Raw genomic sequence first — 18,386 nt, forward strand, 5'->3', positions numbered from 1 at the left:
ATCAAATTATGATGATACATAATCAAATAAGAACAGTATTTCTATGCTGTGTATTGTTTTTTATCACTTTAGGAATGAAAGGTCAAGCGACTTATCTGCTACAAGGAACAATAAAGGACAACCATGAACCTTTAATTGGAGCTACGATTTATATCAATGAAATTAGCAATGGTGCCATCACCGATGAAAAAGGGCATTATTCTATTGAATTAAAAGAAGGTTCTTACACCTTAAAAATATCGTATATCGGCTATACAGATAAGTTCACAAAAGTTAACTTAACCAAAAACCAAACGTTAGATTTTGTACTATCTACAGATAATTCTGAGTTATCTGAGGTCGTGATTGTGCAAAACAGAAACAAAGCAGACATTCGAAAACCCGAAATGAGTGTCAATAAACTAACGACAGAAGAAATCAAAAAAATGCCTGTTGTATTAGGTGAATCTGATATCTTAAAATCTATTCTTCAATTACCCGGAGTGACAAACGCCGGAGAAGGTGCAGCGGGATTTAATGTACGTGGTGGAAGTGCAGGGCAAAACTTGGTTTTATTAGATCAAGCTACGGTATACAGTTCGTCACACCTTTTTGGATTCTTCTCTGTTTTCAATTCAGATGCTATACGTGATTTAAAACTCTATAAAGGAGGAATTCCTGCTCGTTTTGGAGGAAGAGCCTCTTCTGTACTAGATGTCAATCAAAAGGAAGGAAATAAAAACGATTACGCTCTTGAAGGAGGGATTGGAGTTATCTCTAGTCGATTACTTGCGCAAGGTCCTATTCAAAAAGGAAAATCGTCTTTCTTGATTGCAGGACGCGGGTCTTATGCCCACCTATTCTTAAAAATGACAGATAATAAAAACTCAGCTTATTTTTACGATATCAACACCAAATTGAGTTTTGAACTCAATAAAAAGAATAAAATCTTTTTCTCTGCCTATTACGGAAAAGATATTTTTAGCTTTACCGATTTGATGAAAAACAGCTTTGGAAACTTAGCTGCAACATTGGATTGGCAAACAACCTATAACGATAACCTAAGAGGAAACCTCACTTTATCTACTAGTCATTATACCTACGATTTAGACTTGGATTTGGTTGGATTCAACTGGACTAACGGAATTAAGAGTACACAATTGAAGTACGATTTCTTACACGATATCAACTCAGCCTTACAATTGCGCTATGGAGTTGGTCATATGGAGTATATTTTCTATCCTGGAACAATCAAACCTACAAAGAGTGACTCTTCAATCAATTATAAAAAAATTGACAATAAATACGCTTCAGAAAGCAGTGCATATGTGGAGGCCGAACAAAATTTTGGTCAGCATTTTAGTGTGAACTACGGACTTCGTTTTTCTCATTTTAATGCCAAAGGAAAGGGAATTGAACATACCTATGCCAACGATCAACCTGTTTGGTATGATCGCGAATTAGGTATCTATAAAATGGCTGATATGTTAGATCCGATCTACTACAAAAAGAATAAATCTATCGAACATTTCAACAATATTGAGCCACGTCTGGGAGTAGCGTATATCATCAATGACAATCAATCGATCAAGGCGAGTTATAACCGCATGACACAGTACATTCACTTGATGTCTAATACGGCTGCACCAACTCCTTTAGATATTTGGACACCTAGTGGAAAATACACCGATCCAGAACTAGTAGATCAAGTGGCTCTAGGGTACTTTCAGAACTTTTCAGAAGGTAAGTACAGCTTAGAAACAGAGGTTTTCTACAAAAAAGTAAAAAACAGCATCGATTATATTGACGGTGCTCAATTAGTGGGTAATGAAGCTATTGAACGCGTGATCCTCAATGGAGAAGCAAGAGCATATGGACTAGAAGTACTCTTCAGAAAAAACTTAGGCAAATTAACGGGATGGGTAGCCTATACTTTATCAAGAGCAGAGCAACGCACTCCAGGGAGAACTGCTGACGAACCAGGAATTAACAACGGAGATTGGTATAGAGCTTCTTATGATAAATTACACGATTTATCTATTACTGCCATGTATGAATACAATCCGAAATGGACCTTTAGTGCAAGTTTCACCCTTCAATCCGGACGTCCTATCACGTATCCAGAAGGACAATATGAATACTTAGGACTACGCGTACCTAAATTTGGAGATCGCTATGCAAACAATATGCCTGCTTATCACCATTTGGATGTTTCTGCTACGTATACGCCAAAACCAAATTCAACAAAACGCTGGAAAGGCGAATGGGTATTCGGCATTTACAATTTATACAGCCGATACAATGCTGCTTCTATCTCGTTTAGAGAAAATGAAGATATCCGAGGAAAAAATGAGGCAGAAAAAATGTCCATCTTCGGCTTAGTACCAAGTGTTACCTATAATTTTAAATTTTAAGCAGATGAGAATTTTACCCTATATACTTATTCTTTTCACCTTATCCTTTACTTCGTGTACAAAAGTAATTGATATTGATTTACCAACGGCTGAACCGAGATTAGTCGTAGAAGGAAATTTAGATTTCAACAAAATGGGAGATACAGACACTGTATTTGTAAAACTGAGTTTGACTACGGATTATTTTAATACAGAAATACCTCCCGTTAACAACGCGATTGTGCGCATTAGCGACAAACAAGGCAACCAATTTCTATTGCGTGAATTAGCACAAACAGGAAGCTACTACACCACAGAAATTGCCAAACCAGTAGATGGTGATACATTCAAATTACAAGTAGAATATGACAACGATTTATATGAAGCTACTGAAACCTATAGCTCAAGTCCCGAAATTCTTGAAATTACACAAAAACGCGAAAGATACTTTGAGAAAGATTACTATGTATTACGCGTCTATTACCAAGATACACCACGTGCAACTCAAAACTTAAATTACTACTATTTCTTTTATCAATATGCCTCAACAGCTCCACAACCGCGTGTATTGTCTAATGAATACTCTAAAGGCAATAAAATGGAATCGCTGTTCATCATTGATGAAGATGCACGTCCAGGAGAAAAAGTAGAAATCGAATTCGCACAAATTTCTAGAAACTACCACGATTTTGCCATGAGCTTTTTTGATGCTATCGGCAATGGTGGCGGACCGTTCCAAGTACCAAGCGGGCGAATTATAGGAAACATGAAAAATAAAACAACACCTGAAAAAGAAGCCTTAGGCTACTTTAGAGTGATTGAAAAACAAACGGCTACGCATACTATTTTTGAACAGTCTAAACAATAAAAAAAAGCGACAAAAACATTTCCGTTTTTGTCGCTTTTTTTTCAATTATCAGTGATTTGTCATGAGGTATCGGTAGATTTTTCTAAAATAAAAAGGTATTTTCTTTAAATGAAAATCTCAACGTCTCACCACCTCAACGTCTCACCACCTCAACGTCTCACCACCTCAACGTCTCAACACCTCAACGTCTCAACACCTCAACGTCTCACCACCTCATCATCTCACCAATCAAACAAGCAACACAAAAAAGCCATCCCTACAAAGGAATGGCTTTTCTATATTTATAACTGCTGTTAACCGTTAACTATTTAATAGTTCTTTCGCGTGTTGCAAAGCAGATGCGGTAATATCCTTTCCGGATAGCATTTGCGCAATTTCTTCTACCCTATGAGCTTCATCTAACTGAATGAGCTTCGACGTTGTAGATTCGCCTTCAGAGGCTTTAAATACTTTATAATGCTGATGTCCTTTAGCGGCAATTTGCGGTAAATGTGTAATAGCAAATACTTGCATGAGTGTACTCATATCCTTCATGATTACGCCCATCTTATCCGCTACTTCACCAGAAACTCCCGTATCGATCTCATCAAAGATAATGGTTGGCAAATTAGAATAGCGAGCTAAAATGGCTTTAATGGCCAACATAATACGCGACAACTCTCCACCAGAGGCCACTTTCTTTAGTAATCCAAAATCCATTCCTTTATTAGCAGAGAATTGCAACTGCATTTGATCTTTTCCGTTAGTCAAATATTGCTCTACTGTTTTAAAATCAAATTGAAACAACGCATGAGGCATCCCTACTAAGGTCAATATCTCAACTAACTGGTTTTGCAGTGCAGGAATTGCTTGCTGTCTTGCTTGAGACAATTGATTCGCTAAATCATCGAGTTTTACAATTAGCGCAGCGATTGTCTTTTCTACCGCAATAATCTTTTCCTGTACCTCTCCTACCTTAAATACTTTGTCGTTTAGTCCTGTTTCAATAGCGACTAATTCCTCAACCGTACTAACTTGGTGTTTCTTTTGTAGCGCATACAAGATTTGCAAACGTTCATGTAAAACGTTTAAACGCTCTGGATCTGAAACCACATGATCTACTTCGCGTTCAATTTCATTTGCCAAATCTGCCAATTCAATTTCAGCACTTACCACGCGATTGTATAATTCTTCGTAATCTTTAGAAACAGTTGCCGTTTTTTGAAGCGCTTGACGCAATTCTTTGAGTCCTTGAATAACGCCCATTTGATCCGCTGTTAAAATTTGCGTCGCTAAAGCAAAACTCTCGCGTACATCTTCTACATTATTCAATTTTTCAAACTCACTTTCAAGTTCCCCTTGATCAATGGTACTCAACTGTACTGCTTCTAATTCTTCTAATAGAAAGGCATTGTAGTCCTGTTCTTTTAGCAATTCTACTTCCTCTTCTTTGAGTTGTTTAAGTTCAGTAAGAGAAGCTTTGTATATTTTTAATTGCTTTTGATATTCTTCTAAAGTTTCTTCGTTGTTTGCAATGGCGTCGATCACCTTAATTTGATAGGTTTCTTCATTCAACTCACTCGTTTGATGTTGGGAATGAATATCGATCAATACGGCGCTCAACTCTTGTAAATCTGTTAGATTTACTGGAGAGTCATTGACAAATGCTCTTGATTTTCCAGAAGGTAAAATCTCTCTTCGAATAATGGTTACAGGTTCGTAATCCATATCTAAAAAAGAGTACAACTCTTCTAGCTTATAGGGATCAACGTGAAATTGACCTTCAATCACGCATTTTTCCTCTTTATTTTTTAGTGAACCCAAGTCTGCTCTTTTCCCTTGTAAAAGTCCTAATGCACCTAATACAATTGATTTTCCAGCACCAGTTTCACCAGTAATAATAGAAAACCCTTTAAAAAATTCAATTTCTAAATGGTCTATTAAAGCGAAATTTTTTATACTCAAAGAAGTAAGCATAATCCGAGATGATTTAATTTTACAATGGAAAGATACTTATAAATTATTCCACTTCGAAGCATTTAAGGGAGATAATGCGTGTAAAGTTTCAACAACGCGTTTCTTGTTTTGATCAGCAACCCCCGTATAAAGGTTTAGTAATTCATCTGTTTTTGCATCAAAAAACACGCGTATTAAAAAGGCATTTGAACGTACAGCATTGTACTGCTTTAGATCGTTTAGCGCGAGATAAATACCATTTCTTCCTTCTTCTAAACTTTCACTCATCAAATCAAGTCCTTTTCTATGATAGTTGTATAATGCTTCTCGAAAAGGTCGACTAGCCCCTGAAGACAAGTCGTTAACTAAAGTATAGCGAGACGTAGGTCCGTCTCCTTGCTTCCATCCTTTTGCACCTGATTGTTGTGCCATAGAGGCAATTAAAGATGCTTCTTGATAGTAAGCCGTTCCACCTTCTTTAGAAAAAGTATCACTATCCATGCCTAAAATCATATTGACATAGAAAGACACTAGAGAAATTAGGTTCGACTCGTAGCTACCTGCACTATAACGCAGTGGTTCAAATTCGGTATAACTGAAAGCAATATCCTTATCATTAAAATTCATGACAGGGCTCATATATGTAGTGTTATAGGTAGGGCGACCAAATTGCACCTGTAGTGTACCTGAAACATTGGTATTATTGTCAAAAGAACTCACTGTTAATAAAAACGTACAATCGATCTTCTCATTGGGATTGACGCGTTGCGATGTCCAATTCGTTTGATTCAACAATTCTTTAAGCGACTTTTCTAATGTACGAAAATAATTCTGATGCGCATTTCCCACCTGTGCAAAGTTCACACTTACATTAGCGTTTAATTCTTGTGCATGGCAAGTTCCGATCCACAGAAAAAAACAAGCGAAAAGTCCAAAAAGTTTATTCATAGTGTTGAATGATTTTATTGACAATGTCTTGAGCAACGGCCTCTTTTGATTTAAGTTCCATCGGTTGTACAGTAAATGCACGATCGATAAAGGTAACTTTATTCGTTGGTTTTCCAAAACCTGCCCCTTGATCATTAAGGGAATTTAATACAATTAAATCTAGGTTTTTCTTGGTTATTTTTTGCTTGGCGTGTTCTACTTCATTTTCCGTTTCCAATGCAAAGCCTATTAAGTATTGCTGTTTTTTGATCGCACCTAAAGAAGCTAATATATCTGGATTTTTATCCATTGTAATGGTGAATTCCTCGGCGTTCTTTTTAATTTTCTGCGTCGCAATTTCCTTTGGTCGATAATCTGCTACAGCAGCTGCAGCTATTACTGCGTCGACTTGGTCAAAATAACGATGGCACGCCTCATACATTTCTAGTGCAGACATAATCGACACTACTTTCACTAGGGGATGGTCTATCTTTTGGTTTGTCGGTCCACTTACTAGAATCACTTCACCACCTTGTTTGGCTACTTCTTTCGCAATATCATATCCCATTTTTCCCGAAGAGTGATTTCCTATAAAACGCACAGGATCTATTGGTTCGTATGTGGGACCAGCAGTAATTAGCACTTTTTTACCATGAAGAGGTAAACGTTGATCGAATGAAGCTTCAAGTACAGAGACGATCGTCTCTGGTTCAGACATTCTTCCTCTTCCGATTAAACCACTTGCTAATTCTCCTTCTTCAGCGGGAATAATCACGTGATTATAAGAAGCTAACGTCGTTAAGTTTTTTTCTGTTGAGGGGTGAATATACATGTCTAAATCCATAGCAGGCGCTAGGTAGACAGGGCATTTTGCGGACATATAAACCGCCATAAGTAAATTATCACAGAGTCCATGAGCCATTTTAGCTAACACATTAGCTGTAGCTGGTGCAATGAGCATTAAATCGGCCCAAAGCGCTAACTCAACGTGATTGTTCCATGTACCTCCTTCGCCTTCATTAAAAAACTGAGTATAAACAGGTTTTTTAGATAACGTTGATAACGTATAAGGAGTGACAAATTGATGAGAAGCAGGTGTCATGATCACTTGGACCTCGGCACCTGCTTTAATAAGTAAACGTACTAAATTTGCCGTTTTATAAGCGGCGATTCCACCAGTAACACCTAGTAATATTTTCTTTCCGCTTAACACTGACATTTTGTAGTATATGTTATTGGTTAACTTCTTTGAATGAAACTTTTCCTTCCAACCATTCTTCAACTGCTAACGCTTGAGCTTTTGGAAGTTTTTCATAGAACTTTGATACTTCAATTTGTTCTTTGTTTTCAAAAACTTCATCTAAGCTGTCATTGTTAGTAGCGAACTCCTCTAACTTATCGATCAATTCGTTTTTAATTTCAACGTTGATTTGACTTGCTCTTTTTGCGATAATAGTAATAGCTTCATAGATATTACCAGTTGGCTCTTCAATTTTACTTTTGTTGTAAGTAATTGTGTTTACTGGAGCAGTTGTTTTCTTTAAATCCATTTTACGCTTAGGTTATTTTGAAATTTTTTGTAATTCTGTGTTTATATCTTCAAGCATATCATCTGCTTTTTCTTTGTATTTTGTTTCACTGTTAAAGCGAATCAATGCATCGTACATTCCCTTTGCATTGTTTAAACGCTCTTCCATGCGACTGTGAACACTATTCATGGCCAATTTATAGGCAGAATCCAATTTGTAAAAAAGCGCTTCCTCTTTGAATTCCGTTCCAGGATAATCATAGATAAAGTTGTCTAATGCTACAATGGCTGCTCCATAATTTCGAGTGTATGGACCGATTGTATTCAATTGTTTTGCATTTTCAAAAGCTTTTTTCTCTAGCTTTTTGTTCATCGAACTCATGATTGAATTAGCTTCGAAGATAAAATCCGAACCAGGATATTGATCGATAAACTTTTGCAATTTATTAATTGTTGTATTTGTAATTGTTTGGTCTAAAGAGTAAACAGGAGATAATTCCACTCCACATTTAATCTCTTTTAACAACGCATCTTCTCTTTTCTCACTTCTAGGGTAGGTTGCGGCGAACAATTTAAAGCGTTCTGCGGCAGTCATGTATTCCTTAGTTAGATAAGTAGCTTGTGCGAAATTAAAATACATATCCTCATAATCTGGTCGACCTCGAAACGAAGTCTCTACTTGCTCATATAATCGGATAGCTTTTCTATACTTTTGTTGTTCGTAATATTGATTTGCAACTTTCGTCTTAAATTCCAAATCTTCTGATTTCATAGCTTTTTGCAAAGGGGAACACCCTACAAAAGTTAACGCTAAAAGAGATAATCCGACGTATTTTTTCATTTCGTTTATTCGGTATTAAACAATTGCTGCTCGAGTTAATGCACTTCAAAAGCAACTGCAAATTTAGTTATATAATTGCATTATACAAAAACCTTTCTTTACTAAAAAGAAAAAAAGCCCTTTTTTGTTTTATTTTAACAAGATATTTTAGTAAGCGTTTGTTCATTTGAACAGACATTCGTTCTATTTTCTAACCAATTAGCCCAATATTTTTTATCTTTTATCGAGAGAAAATAGTCTTTATCTGCGGTTTTTACGCATAAAAAATCACCCGAATCACTAAAAACATAAGCATATCTTCTTTTAAATCGACGATATCCATACCCTCCAAATTTCCCCATATAATCGAGATTTTCAAGGGTAATTTCTTCTATCTCCTTCAGTAAAATCGTGTGTTTCTTACGCCATCCAAACACTAAGGCGTCAGTCGTATGTGCGATGGTATAATCGAATGACCGAGTATACAAATGGACGACTAGTATCAGAACTGTCATAGATCCTAGAAACAAGTAATCTGTGGTCAAAATAGCGAAACTCAACAATATTATACAAACAAAAAGCACAATAAATTGGGCTGATCTTTGTTTATAAATATTCATTTTTTCCCTATACATGCTTGCTTTCTTATTTTAAAGATAAAAAGATGCCAATTGGCATCTTTTTATCCCTGTTTTTTTCTTTATTACACGGTTGCAGAAGTTGCACCCGCATCTCCTCTAAAGCTCTTCATGTCATTGTCGAATAAATAAAGTCCTCCTTTATCATCTCCAATTAAATTGATTTTATCTAAAATCGTACGCGCTGTTGCTTCTTCCTCAATTTGCTCAGATACATACCATTGTAAGAAGTTATGTGTAGCATAATCGCGTTCTTCTAAAGCTATATGCACTAGTTCATTAATACTTTTTGACACAAATACTTCATGTGCAAATAATTGTGTAAAAAGCGTTTTAAATGACGCATAATCCAACTCTGGTTTTGCTACTGCAGGAATTGTTGCTTCTCCACCTCTTTGATTGATATACTTAACTAATTTAAGCATATGTGTACGCTCTTCATTCGATTGATCATACATAAAAGAAGCAATTCCTTCAAATCCTTGAACTTCTGCCCAAGTTGCCATCGCTAAATAAATTTGAGATGAATCTCCTTCTATTTTAATCTGTCCGTTTAAAGCATCTTGCAATTTTTTCGATAACATAATTTTACTTTTTGAGTTTTAAAAATTCTTTTTCTATACGTTGTTCTAAATCTTGGTCTACAACTACCAAAGGCAATCGCAACTCATTGTCAATTACACCTGCCTTTGTCAATACTGCTTTTATTCCGGCAGGATTTCCTTGTTCAAAAATCATATCGATAATAGGCATCATTTGATATTGTAAATCAAAAGCATCTTTAATATTCCCTTCTAATCCCAGGCGAATCATGGTTGAAAAAGGTTGTGGGACACCTTGTCCAATCACCGAAATAACTCCAGCTCCTCCAGCTAATACTAAAGGCAATGCAATAGCATCATCTCCAGAAATCACCAAGAAATCTTTACGCGTTGATTGTCTAATCAACTCCATTCCTTGAACGATATCTCCTGCTGCTTCTTTTATCCCAACAATATTGGAAAACTCATTCGCTAAGCGGATTACCGTTTTAGGGCTCATATTACTTCCTGTACGTCCTGGTACATTATACAACAAGATTGGCAAACTACTTTGTTGTGCAATCGCTTTAAAATGTTGATAAATCCCCTCTTGTGTGGGTTTATTGTAGTACGGAGATACAGATAAAATAGCGTCAAATCCTTCTAAATTCTTCGGATTCAAATCGTCCAATACTTGTGCCGTATTATTTCCTCCAACACCTAAAACTAAAGGTAATTTACCTGCATTCGCCTTTATTACAGTCTGTTTTACCACTTCCTTTTCCTCCGTAGTTAGCGTAGCTGATTCTCCTGTTGTTCCTAAAACAACAAGATACTCTACTCCTCCTTGTGTTACGTAGTCTACCAAACGCTGTAGCGCTTCAACATCAACAGATTTGTCTTTTTTAAATGGAGTAATCAAAGCTACTCCCGTACCTTTTAGCGATTGCATAGTCGTTTATTTCGTTTTAAAAATTGTTATATAATTCATTAAATGCTTTACATATTGCGAAGCCTGAAGCTCCTGCATATCCAAGCTAAAGTGATTGATTCTTGGGGTAACCGTTGCAAGTCCAACTTTAAATTTCGCCTTAGATTTTGCACTTACCCATAGTAAAGGTACGATATCTTTGGCGTAAAAATTAATCAACAAGTCAAAAGATTGTTCCATAAACTTTTTCGCTTCTTGATTGTGAAGATCTCCAATCAGAGTAAAATCCTTCATACTAAAAGAAGGATCCAGCAACTGCTTAGACTTCGTTAATCCGGTATAAACCAAAACGTGTATTTCTTTTGCTGCTGCCCCATTTTGACGTAGTGCTTGAATTAATTCATCCACTTTCGCTACTTCACTTTTTTCGATCAATATCCCGATGGTCTTTAAGGAAAAATCAAAATTCGATTCCAATCCTTTTAGCGTGGCTTTATTGATCGCTTTTCTTAATGTTTTCTTTTTGAAAGTACTAAACATAATTCTTTGATAAGAAGTAAAGTTAGAAAAAGCTTAATAATAAACTAATGACTTTAACAACAAATTATTTAATCATCGCCAAAAATTCATCCTCCGTCAAAATGGTAATCCCCAATTGATTGGCTTTTTCCAATTTTGAAGGTCCCATTTTATCACCCGCAACAACGTAATCCGTTTTTGAACTGATAGAACTCCCATTCTTTCCACCGTGATCTTCAATCATCTGTTTTAGCTCATCTCTACTTACTTGAGTAAATACTCCTGAAACAACGATAGTCTTTCCTTTTAAGAGATCTGACACAACGGTTGATTCCTTTTCTTCTAACACCATTTGCACACCATACGCCTTTAATCGTTCTATGGTTTGTTTGTTGATATCATTGCTAAAGAAATCGATTACACTTTGCGCAATTCGCTCTCCAATTTCATCAACCATCATCATTTCAAGCATTGGCGCTACAGCTAAAGCATCGATTGATTTATAGTGATTGGCCAATTTTTTAGCCACTGTTTCCCCAACAAATCGAATTCCCAAAGCATATAAAACGCGTTCAAACGGAATAGCTTTTGACGCTTCAATTCCCTTGATTAAATTATCAGCTGATTTTTCAGCCATTCTTTCTAGGGGTAAAACATCTTCTTTCTTTAATTCGTATAAGTCGGCATAATCTTTCACTAAGCCGTTTTTATACAATAGCACAACTGTTTCTTCGCCTAGTCCTTCAATATCCATAGCTTTACGCGAGATAAAGTGCTGAATTCTACCTGCAATTTGCGGTGGGCATCCATAAACATTTGGACAATAATGCTGAGCCTCGCCTTTGTTTCTCTTCAAAGGAGTATCGCATTCAGGACAGGTAGTAATATAAACTGTTGGTTGAGATTCTGCCGTGCGAACATCGGTGTTTACCCCTACAATTTTAGGAATAATTTCTCCTCCTTTTTCCACGTAAACATAATCTCCAACGCGTATATCTAGTTTGGCAATTTGATCTGCATTGTGCAAAGATGCACGTCGAACGGTTGTTCCTGCCAATTGCACAGGTGCTAAGTTCGCTACAGGAGTAATTGCACCTGTACGTCCTACTTGATACACGATCGACTCTAGCAGTGTTTCGCCTTGCTCTGCTTTAAATTTATAGGCAATCGCCCAACGAGGAGATTTAGCTGTGAATCCCAATTCTTCTTGATCATGTAAGGAATTCACTTTAACCACAACGCCATCAGTTTCATAGGGTAATTCATGACGATGTATGTCCCAATACGCAATAAACGCCAAAACTTCATCCATGCTTTTAGCCAATTTAGAAACAGTTGGCACTTTAAAACCCCACTGACGTGCTTTCTCTAATCCTTCATATTGCGTTTCGAAACCTAAATCTGAACCCGTTAAGTTATACAACAAACACTCCAATGGTCGCTTAGCCACTTCTGCACTATCTTGTAATTTCAAACTTCCAGAAGCTGTATTTCTCGGATTTGCATAAGGTTGTTCTCCAATCTCGATCAACTCTTCGTTCATGCGTTCAAATCCAGCAAACGGCAAAACGATTTCTCCGCGAATATCAAAACTCTTCGGATAATCACTTCCTTTTAAGCGAATAGGAACCGATTTTATTGTTTTAATGTTGTTCGTAACATCATCTCCTTGTACTCCATCCCCACGGGTAACCGCACGAAATAAAACGCCATCTTCATAGGTAATACTTATTGACGCTCCATCGTATTTTAATTCGCAGGTATATTCCATCGGAACATCGCCCAAAACTTTTTGGATGCGTTTTTCCCAATCTAAAAGATCTTCTTGTGAATAAGAATTATCCAACGAATACATTCTATTTCGATGTACAATAGTTTCAAAGTTTTTGGTAATTGTTCCCCCCACGCGTTGAGTTGGTGAATCAGCATCAAAAAACTCAGGATGCTTTTGCTCTAAAACTTCTAGTTCCTTTAGTTTTTGATCAAATTCAAAATCAGAAATAGTTGCATTATCTAATACATAATAGTTGTAATTATGCTCGTTTAATTCTTTTCTAAGGGCTTCTATTTTGCTTTTCACTTCCATGTCACCTAAATTACAGCTTCAACATCTCTTTAAACTGAGTATACAATACGCCATCGCTGAGAATTGCCCCTTGGCGAATGATATCAAAAATCTCTACATTGCGATCAGAACCAAAGTTCTTTCCTCCGTGTTTCACTTCCACCTCGGCTGTAAAAACAGCTTCAGAGAGCCATTGCAACCCCTCTTGCGTCAAGAAATCAATATCCTGTTGCAGTGTTTTAATCACAATGGTATTGATGTATTGCTCATCAAACCCAAATAAGAAAATATGATTTTTTGAATAGTGCTCTAAATATTGAGCTTTGGTCAATACACCTTCCCAGATCAAATCTGAAAACACATCTAATTCTTGTTCAGCAACTTCTGGCTTTTCTTCTTTTAACTTATCCCATTCATTTTTATCGATTTGCTGTGCAGCTAAAAATTTTACAAATTCCGGATGTAATTCCTCAAATTGTTCTTTCGTCAGACGAGAATACTTCATAATAATTTCTTTGAAAGACAAAAATACTAATTATAAAACGTAATTTTCGCTTTGAAACGTTAAGCAAAAAAAATATTTTTTCAAAACAAACATACTGACAAACCGTTGTCAACTCCCATTTCTACATTTGTGGTATAACAAATAAAAATATACTTCAAATGAACACCGTTATTATTACAAAAGAGCAATTTTTACAGTACTGGCAAGGACAAAGAAATTTAACAAGACGAGTAATCGAAGCTTTTCCTGAGCATGATTTATTCAATTTTACTATCGGAGGAATGCGTCCTTTTTCGGATATGTGTGCCGAACTAATCGCTATTGCGGTTCCCTCTTTGACTTCTATCACATCTAATCAAATAACCAAATTTGACGAGAAACCAACTTTTACCTCAAAAGCCGAACTTTTAAAACAATGGGATGAAGACACTGTTCAGATAAACACGTTATTTCCACTTCTTACTGAAGCGCAGTTTCAAAACAACTTTGTGCTATTTGGAGAATACGATTTAAAAATCCAACAACATTTCTTTTACTTTATTGACAATGAAATTCACCATCGTGGGCAAGCTTATGTTTATCTACGTGCATTGGGGATTGAGCCTCCTTTTTTTTGGGAAACATTCTAATATAATAAAGTCCTTTCGCTATTGTGAAAGGACTTTATTTTTTGTGTTTTTGCAAGCTGTGTTCTAATAACTGTACTACTTTTTCTTGTAACTCTACTGGCTCTATAATCTCCGCATGATCGGCAAACATCAAGAACCAACGGGGAAATCCGTTGTTAAAATCTTTCATTTTAAAATGCATTTCAACATGTTCTCCTCGCTCAATTTCTTCGACAAATCCATAATATTTACGCTCCCAAACCAAATAAGCGGCCATTTGTTTTGATACTAAAATACGAGCTTCAAGATTGCGCTCCACATTTCGACTAGGCAAATACAATTCTAATTCTCCATGTTCTAAAGTAAACACATCCTCTAGTAATTCGATAGACTGAATTCGATCAGATCGAAACTGACGATAAGATTGACGCAAGTGGCAATACGCCATAAAATACCAAAAGCTATTTTCATGAAATACACCTATAGGTTCTACTTCTCGAATGGTAGCCTCTGTTTCCACTCCCGCTAAATAAGCAATACGAACTTGTTGTTTAAGTGATATACTCTTAAATAAGGTAGCTAGTGCTGAGGGCACCTTCTTATTAAAAACCGTCTTATTTGAACGCATAACAACCGCAGGAGCAATACCCGACACTTCTGCTTTTTGAGAAGAACGCAATACCGCTTTCATTTTAAATAGAGCTGAAGTAAAATGCTCGCTGAGTTCTTGATCCACATAGACTTGCATAATTTTCTCTGCAGCGACAAAACTCAAAGCTTCCTCTCTTGTAAACAACGTCGGTGGAATCTTATAGCCATCAACAACAGCATAACCAACACCAGGCTCACTATACAATGGCACACCTGCTTGCTCTAAGGAGCGAATATCTCGATAAATAGTACGCAAACTCACCTCAAACCGATCTGCCAACTCTTGAGCTGTCACAATTGGTTTGGACTGTAAATGAATAAATATACTAATGATGCGATCAAATCTCTTTTTTATATCCATAGATTGGTTACGGTTTACGGTATTCAAAAATACAAAAAAGCCTTCCTGAAAAGGAAGGCTTTTTATATAAGTTATATTTACATTGAACTGAAAACAGTTCAAGTGAATTACTCTTGTTCAGCGATTACTTCGTAATCTACTTCAACAATTACGTCACGGTGTAAACGTACTGTTGCAGAATATTTACCTAAACGTTTGATAACACCTGAAGCGATGAATTTTCTATCAATTTCTTGACCGTTTTTAGCAAATACTTCAGCTAAATCTTGGTTTGTTACTGAACCAAACAATTTCTCTCCACCAGCTTTAACAGCGATTTTGATTTCAATTGCTTTTAATGCTTCAGCAATAACTTTAGCGTCAGCGATTAATTTAGCTTCTTTGTGCGCTCTTTGCTTTAAGTTTTCAGCTAATACTTTCTTTGCAGAAGGAGTAGCTAAAACTGCAAGTCCTTGAGGAATTAAATAGTTACGTCCGTATCCTGGTTTTACAGTTACTACGTCATCTTTAAATCCTAATTTTTGAACGTCTTGTTTTAAGATAATTTCCATGTTGATGTCCTTTTAATAAGAAGTTAGGTTTCTAAGGTGAAAACCAACAACTTGTTTTTTTTATATTATTTTAATAAATCCGCTACGTATGGCATTAAAGCTAAGTGACGAGCTCTTTTTACCGCTACAGAAACTTTTCTTTGGTATTTCAAAGAAGTTCCAGTTAAACGACGAGGTAAAATTTTACCTTGTTCGTTAACGAATTTTAATAAGAAATCAGCATCTTTATAATCGATATATTTGATTCCTGATTTTTTGAAACGACAATACTTTTTAGTTTTGTTTGTTTCTATGTTTAAAGGCGTTAGATATCTGATATCTCCGTCTTTTTTTCCTTTTGCAGATTGCTCAATAGTTGACATAATAATTAAGCTTTTTTAGATTTTAATTTTTCTCTTCTTCTCTCAGCCCAAGATATAGCGTGTTTATCTAAAGCAACAGTTAAGAAACGCATAACTCTTTCGTCACGTCTGAATTCTGTTTCAAGGTTGATGATCACATCTCCAGCAACTTTGTACTCAAACAAGTGATAAAAACCACTTTTCTTGTGTTGGATTTCGTAAGCTAATTTTTTTAAGCCCCAATCCTCTTTAGCTACCATTTCAGCTCCTCTTGATGTAAGAAATTCTTCGAATTTCTGTACTGTTTCCTTTACCTGTGTTTCAGATAAAACGGGATTCAAGATGAAAACAGTTTCGTATTGATTCATAAAATAAAAATTTATTTTGTTATAAAATTGAGTGCAAAAATAGTACTTTATACAACATCAACCAAAGTTTTTTTACTTTTTCTTCTTTGTATCTTTTTGTTCTTACGCTTCTTCGCTTTTTTGTTGAATTTCTTCGTTTAAAGAAAGTATTCTTTTAATACTCTATATCTCATAATGGATCATTGATAACTTTAAAAAAAGGAATATGTATTTTTCTCTCCCCCTCAGATTTAAGTCCACTGTATAAAGCTAATCCATAATTGCAGATCACTAAGATAAAACCGAGACCTATTAACCACTCAAAAGTATAATCCTCATGATTTCCCAACTTATTAAAAACAGCATATATAATGAGACTAGTAACACATAGACTATAAACCACTTGGGTTAAGATGATGTTCTTTCCTTCTCTATCGAAATTAGCACTCCCTTTCCGATGAATACTCCAACCTATCAATGGAGCGATGATATTACCCAAAGGAAGGACAAGCCCCAAAAGCACTAAAAAATATATCGTTCTAATAGACATCACTGAAGTTGACGGAATGTGTTTTCTCTCATTAAACAAATCTTCTATGTTTATATGTAATACCTCACCTAATTGTTGCAAGCTATTTCCTCGCGGCATCGTTTCTCCCTTTTCAATACGCTGAATTGTACGCACAGACAATCCTGATCGATCTGCTAATTCTTCTTGAGAATATCCTTTAACTACACGCAATTCTCTTATTCTTTCTCCAATGTTCTTCATCCTTAATTTCCTTAAATTATTTAAACAAACCTAGTGATTCACAACCATATCCCTTCTGTCATTAGGGCGACATATTACTGACATTTCTTTGTTTTTTTGCTCTTTGTTCTTTGCTCTTTGTTCTTTGCTCTTTGTTCTTTGCTCTTTGTTCTTTGCTCTTTGTTCTTTGCTCTTTGTTCTTTGCTCTTTGTTCTTTGCTCTTTGCTCTTTGCTCTTTGTTCTTTGCTCTTTGTTCTTTGCTCTTTGTTCTTTGCTCTTTGCTCTTTGCTCTTTGCTCTTTGCTCTTTGCTCTTTGTTCTTTGTTCTTTGTTCTTTGCTCTTTGTTCTTTGCTCTTTGTTCTTTGCTCTTTGTGAAGTCGTAAATTCTCTGCAAAGTACAAACCTCACAAAGTACAAACCTCACAAAGTACAAACCTCACAAAGTACAAACCTCACAAAGTACAAACCTCACAAAGTACAAACCTCACAAAGTACAAACCTCACAAAGTACAAACCTCACAAAGCACAAACCTCACAAAGTACAAACCTCACAAAGCACAAACCTCATCAATTATTCTCGCTCTACTTTTTTGCCCAATAGCTGTTCTGCATAATCATACATTTCATCAATTGATAAGACTAAAAGTTCTGGATGTTGTTTCAACCAATGCGCATTCAAATCAATTAAATCCTCTTCAATATTGAAAAAAGCATCGTCATTTAAAAGATCGCGGGTTGGATTAGTTCCGAAATAGTCACTTTCAATAAAAGCTTCTAAAACCACCTCATCCATATTTTCAAGCACTTCCAAACGCTTTTTCAATAAAGCCAAGTGCGCTACAGATCCCATTTTCTCCAAGCCTTCAATAATCCAATCAATCAATTCCAAATCAGCACCTGTATTGTAAACAAATTGAGAAAAATTTCCATTTTCATATTGAGATAAATAATAGTCTACATAATAACTTAAAAAAGCATCATGTGGAATCATTTCATCTACGCGGTCTTCTTCTGGATCTTCTTCCTCTGCTTCTTCGCGGATTAAATTGATAAAAGTAATATTAGAATAGATGATATCGTAATTATCTTGACTTTGTGCCGCTTCTTGGGACACTACAATTTTCGGTTGACTCATTTTCTTTCGAAT

The 18,386-nt window shown here is 35.9% G+C and carries 21 protein-coding genes; 3 read left to right on the plus strand and 18 right to left on the minus strand.

Annotation, left to right across the window (positions count from 1 at the left end; translation table 11 throughout):
* Nucleotides 1-11 precede the first annotated feature (11 nt).
* Together H4K33_RS06745 and H4K33_RS06750 are read left to right on the plus strand one after the other, a co-directional pair.
* A complete protein-coding gene (locus H4K33_RS06745) occupies nucleotides 12-2,393 on the plus strand; it encodes a TonB-dependent receptor (protein WP_182647866.1) in 2,382 nt (793 codons plus the stop codon).
* A 4-nt stretch (nucleotides 2,394-2,397) separates the two neighbouring features.
* On the plus strand, nucleotides 2,398-3,240 hold the full coding sequence (locus H4K33_RS06750) for a DUF4249 domain-containing protein (RefSeq protein ID WP_182647707.1): 843 nt from the start codon (nucleotides 2,398-2,400) through the stop codon (nucleotides 3,238-3,240).
* A 300-nt stretch (nucleotides 3,241-3,540) separates the two neighbouring features.
* Here H4K33_RS06750 and recN read toward each other — a convergent pair whose 3' ends face one another.
* The 11 genes from recN to H4K33_RS06805 all read right to left on the minus strand — a co-directional run bounded on the left by recN (nucleotide 3,541) and on the right by H4K33_RS06805 (nucleotide 13,629).
* Nucleotides 3,541-5,196, minus strand: a complete 1,656-nt coding sequence (recN, locus tag H4K33_RS06755) for a DNA repair protein RecN (protein ID WP_182647708.1) — start codon at nucleotides 5,194-5,196, stop codon at nucleotides 3,541-3,543.
* A 36-nt stretch (nucleotides 5,197-5,232) separates the two neighbouring features.
* Nucleotides 5,233-6,123 (minus strand): DUF4835 family protein, encoded by an 891-nt coding sequence (locus tag H4K33_RS06760; RefSeq protein WP_182647709.1) that lies wholly within the window; start codon nucleotides 6,121-6,123, stop codon nucleotides 5,233-5,235.
* On the minus strand, nucleotides 6,116-7,321 hold the full coding sequence (gene coaBC, locus H4K33_RS06765; protein ID WP_182647710.1) for a bifunctional phosphopantothenoylcysteine decarboxylase/phosphopantothenate--cysteine ligase CoaBC: 1,206 nt from the start codon (nucleotides 7,319-7,321) through the stop codon (nucleotides 6,116-6,118). The genes H4K33_RS06760 and coaBC overlap by 8 nt, the downstream gene beginning before the upstream one ends.
* Nucleotides 7,322-7,334: 13 nt before the next feature.
* Nucleotides 7,335-7,652: a DNA-directed RNA polymerase subunit omega gene (locus tag H4K33_RS06770; protein WP_182647711.1), complete on the minus strand. Its 318-nt coding sequence runs from the start codon at nucleotides 7,650-7,652 to the stop codon at nucleotides 7,335-7,337.
* 12 nt (nucleotides 7,653-7,664) lie between these two features.
* Nucleotides 7,665-8,471 carry an outer membrane protein assembly factor BamD gene (locus tag H4K33_RS06775; protein WP_182647712.1) on the minus strand — a complete coding sequence of 269 codons (807 nt, stop codon included), beginning with the start codon at nucleotides 8,469-8,471 and terminating at the stop codon, nucleotides 7,665-7,667.
* Nucleotides 8,472-8,605: 134 nt separating this feature from the next.
* Nucleotides 8,606-9,010 carry a hypothetical protein gene (locus H4K33_RS06780; protein ID WP_255493599.1) on the minus strand — a complete coding sequence of 135 codons (405 nt, stop codon included), beginning with the start codon at nucleotides 9,008-9,010 and terminating at the stop codon, nucleotides 8,606-8,608.
* A 143-nt stretch (nucleotides 9,011-9,153) separates the two neighbouring features.
* Complete coding sequence (locus tag H4K33_RS06785; RefSeq protein ID WP_182647713.1) at nucleotides 9,154-9,672, minus strand: ferritin; 519 nt, start codon at nucleotides 9,670-9,672, stop codon at nucleotides 9,154-9,156.
* A 4-nt stretch (nucleotides 9,673-9,676) separates the two neighbouring features.
* The gene (gene dapA, locus H4K33_RS06790; RefSeq protein WP_182647714.1) at nucleotides 9,677-10,561 is read right to left on the minus strand and encodes a 4-hydroxy-tetrahydrodipicolinate synthase; all 885 of its coding nucleotides are present in this window, start codon (nucleotides 10,559-10,561) and stop codon (nucleotides 9,677-9,679) included.
* 6 nt (nucleotides 10,562-10,567) lie between these two features.
* A complete protein-coding gene (locus H4K33_RS06795) occupies nucleotides 10,568-11,080 on the minus strand; it encodes a hypothetical protein (RefSeq protein WP_182647715.1) in 513 nt (170 codons plus the stop codon).
* A 64-nt stretch (nucleotides 11,081-11,144) separates the two neighbouring features.
* Nucleotides 11,145-13,145: an NAD-dependent DNA ligase LigA gene (gene ligA / locus H4K33_RS06800; RefSeq protein WP_182647716.1), complete on the minus strand. Its 2,001-nt coding sequence runs from the start codon at nucleotides 13,143-13,145 to the stop codon at nucleotides 11,145-11,147.
* Nucleotides 13,146-13,155: 10 nt separating this feature from the next.
* The gene (locus H4K33_RS06805) at nucleotides 13,156-13,629 is read right to left on the minus strand and encodes a DUF6495 family protein (RefSeq protein WP_182647717.1); all 474 of its coding nucleotides are present in this window, start codon (nucleotides 13,627-13,629) and stop codon (nucleotides 13,156-13,158) included.
* A gap of 158 nt (nucleotides 13,630-13,787) precedes the next feature.
* On the opposite strand from H4K33_RS06805, the gene H4K33_RS06810 reads away from it, so the two are divergent.
* Complete coding sequence (locus tag H4K33_RS06810) at nucleotides 13,788-14,258, plus strand: DinB family protein (protein ID WP_182647718.1); 471 nt, start codon at nucleotides 13,788-13,790, stop codon at nucleotides 14,256-14,258.
* A 34-nt stretch (nucleotides 14,259-14,292) separates the two neighbouring features.
* On the opposite strand, the gene H4K33_RS06815 is transcribed toward H4K33_RS06810, so the two are convergent.
* The 7 genes from H4K33_RS06815 to H4K33_RS06845 all read right to left on the minus strand — a co-directional run bounded on the left by H4K33_RS06815 (nucleotide 14,293) and on the right by H4K33_RS06845 (nucleotide 18,374).
* Complete coding sequence (locus tag H4K33_RS06815) at nucleotides 14,293-15,249, minus strand: YafY family protein (protein ID WP_182647719.1); 957 nt, start codon at nucleotides 15,247-15,249, stop codon at nucleotides 14,293-14,295.
* A gap of 107 nt (nucleotides 15,250-15,356) precedes the next feature.
* Nucleotides 15,357-15,800: a 50S ribosomal protein L9 gene (rplI, locus tag H4K33_RS06820; RefSeq protein WP_115091383.1), complete on the minus strand. Its 444-nt coding sequence runs from the start codon at nucleotides 15,798-15,800 to the stop codon at nucleotides 15,357-15,359.
* Nucleotides 15,801-15,865: 65 nt separating this feature from the next.
* Entirely contained in the window at nucleotides 15,866-16,162 is a 297-nt protein-coding gene (gene rpsR, locus H4K33_RS06825; RefSeq protein WP_002987043.1) for a 30S ribosomal protein S18, read from the minus strand.
* A gap of 5 nt (nucleotides 16,163-16,167) precedes the next feature.
* Nucleotides 16,168-16,509, minus strand: coding sequence for a 30S ribosomal protein S6 (gene rpsF / locus H4K33_RS06830; RefSeq protein WP_002987044.1), 342 nt, complete (start codon nucleotides 16,507-16,509; stop codon nucleotides 16,168-16,170).
* 169 nt (nucleotides 16,510-16,678) lie between these two features.
* A complete protein-coding gene (locus H4K33_RS06835) occupies nucleotides 16,679-17,260 on the minus strand; it encodes a helix-turn-helix domain-containing protein (RefSeq protein WP_182647720.1) in 582 nt (193 codons plus the stop codon).
* A 61-nt stretch (nucleotides 17,261-17,321) separates the two neighbouring features.
* Complete coding sequence (locus H4K33_RS06840) at nucleotides 17,322-17,633, minus strand: hypothetical protein (RefSeq protein ID WP_182647721.1); 312 nt, start codon at nucleotides 17,631-17,633, stop codon at nucleotides 17,322-17,324.
* Between the two features lie 177 nt (nucleotides 17,634-17,810).
* Nucleotides 17,811-18,374: a DUF4375 domain-containing protein gene (locus H4K33_RS06845; protein ID WP_182647722.1), complete on the minus strand. Its 564-nt coding sequence runs from the start codon at nucleotides 18,372-18,374 to the stop codon at nucleotides 17,811-17,813.
* Nucleotides 18,375-18,386: the final 12 nt, after the last annotated feature.

The organism is Myroides sp. WP-1 (assembly GCF_014145635.1).
Lineage (GTDB): Bacteria > Bacteroidota > Bacteroidia > Flavobacteriales > Flavobacteriaceae > Flavobacterium.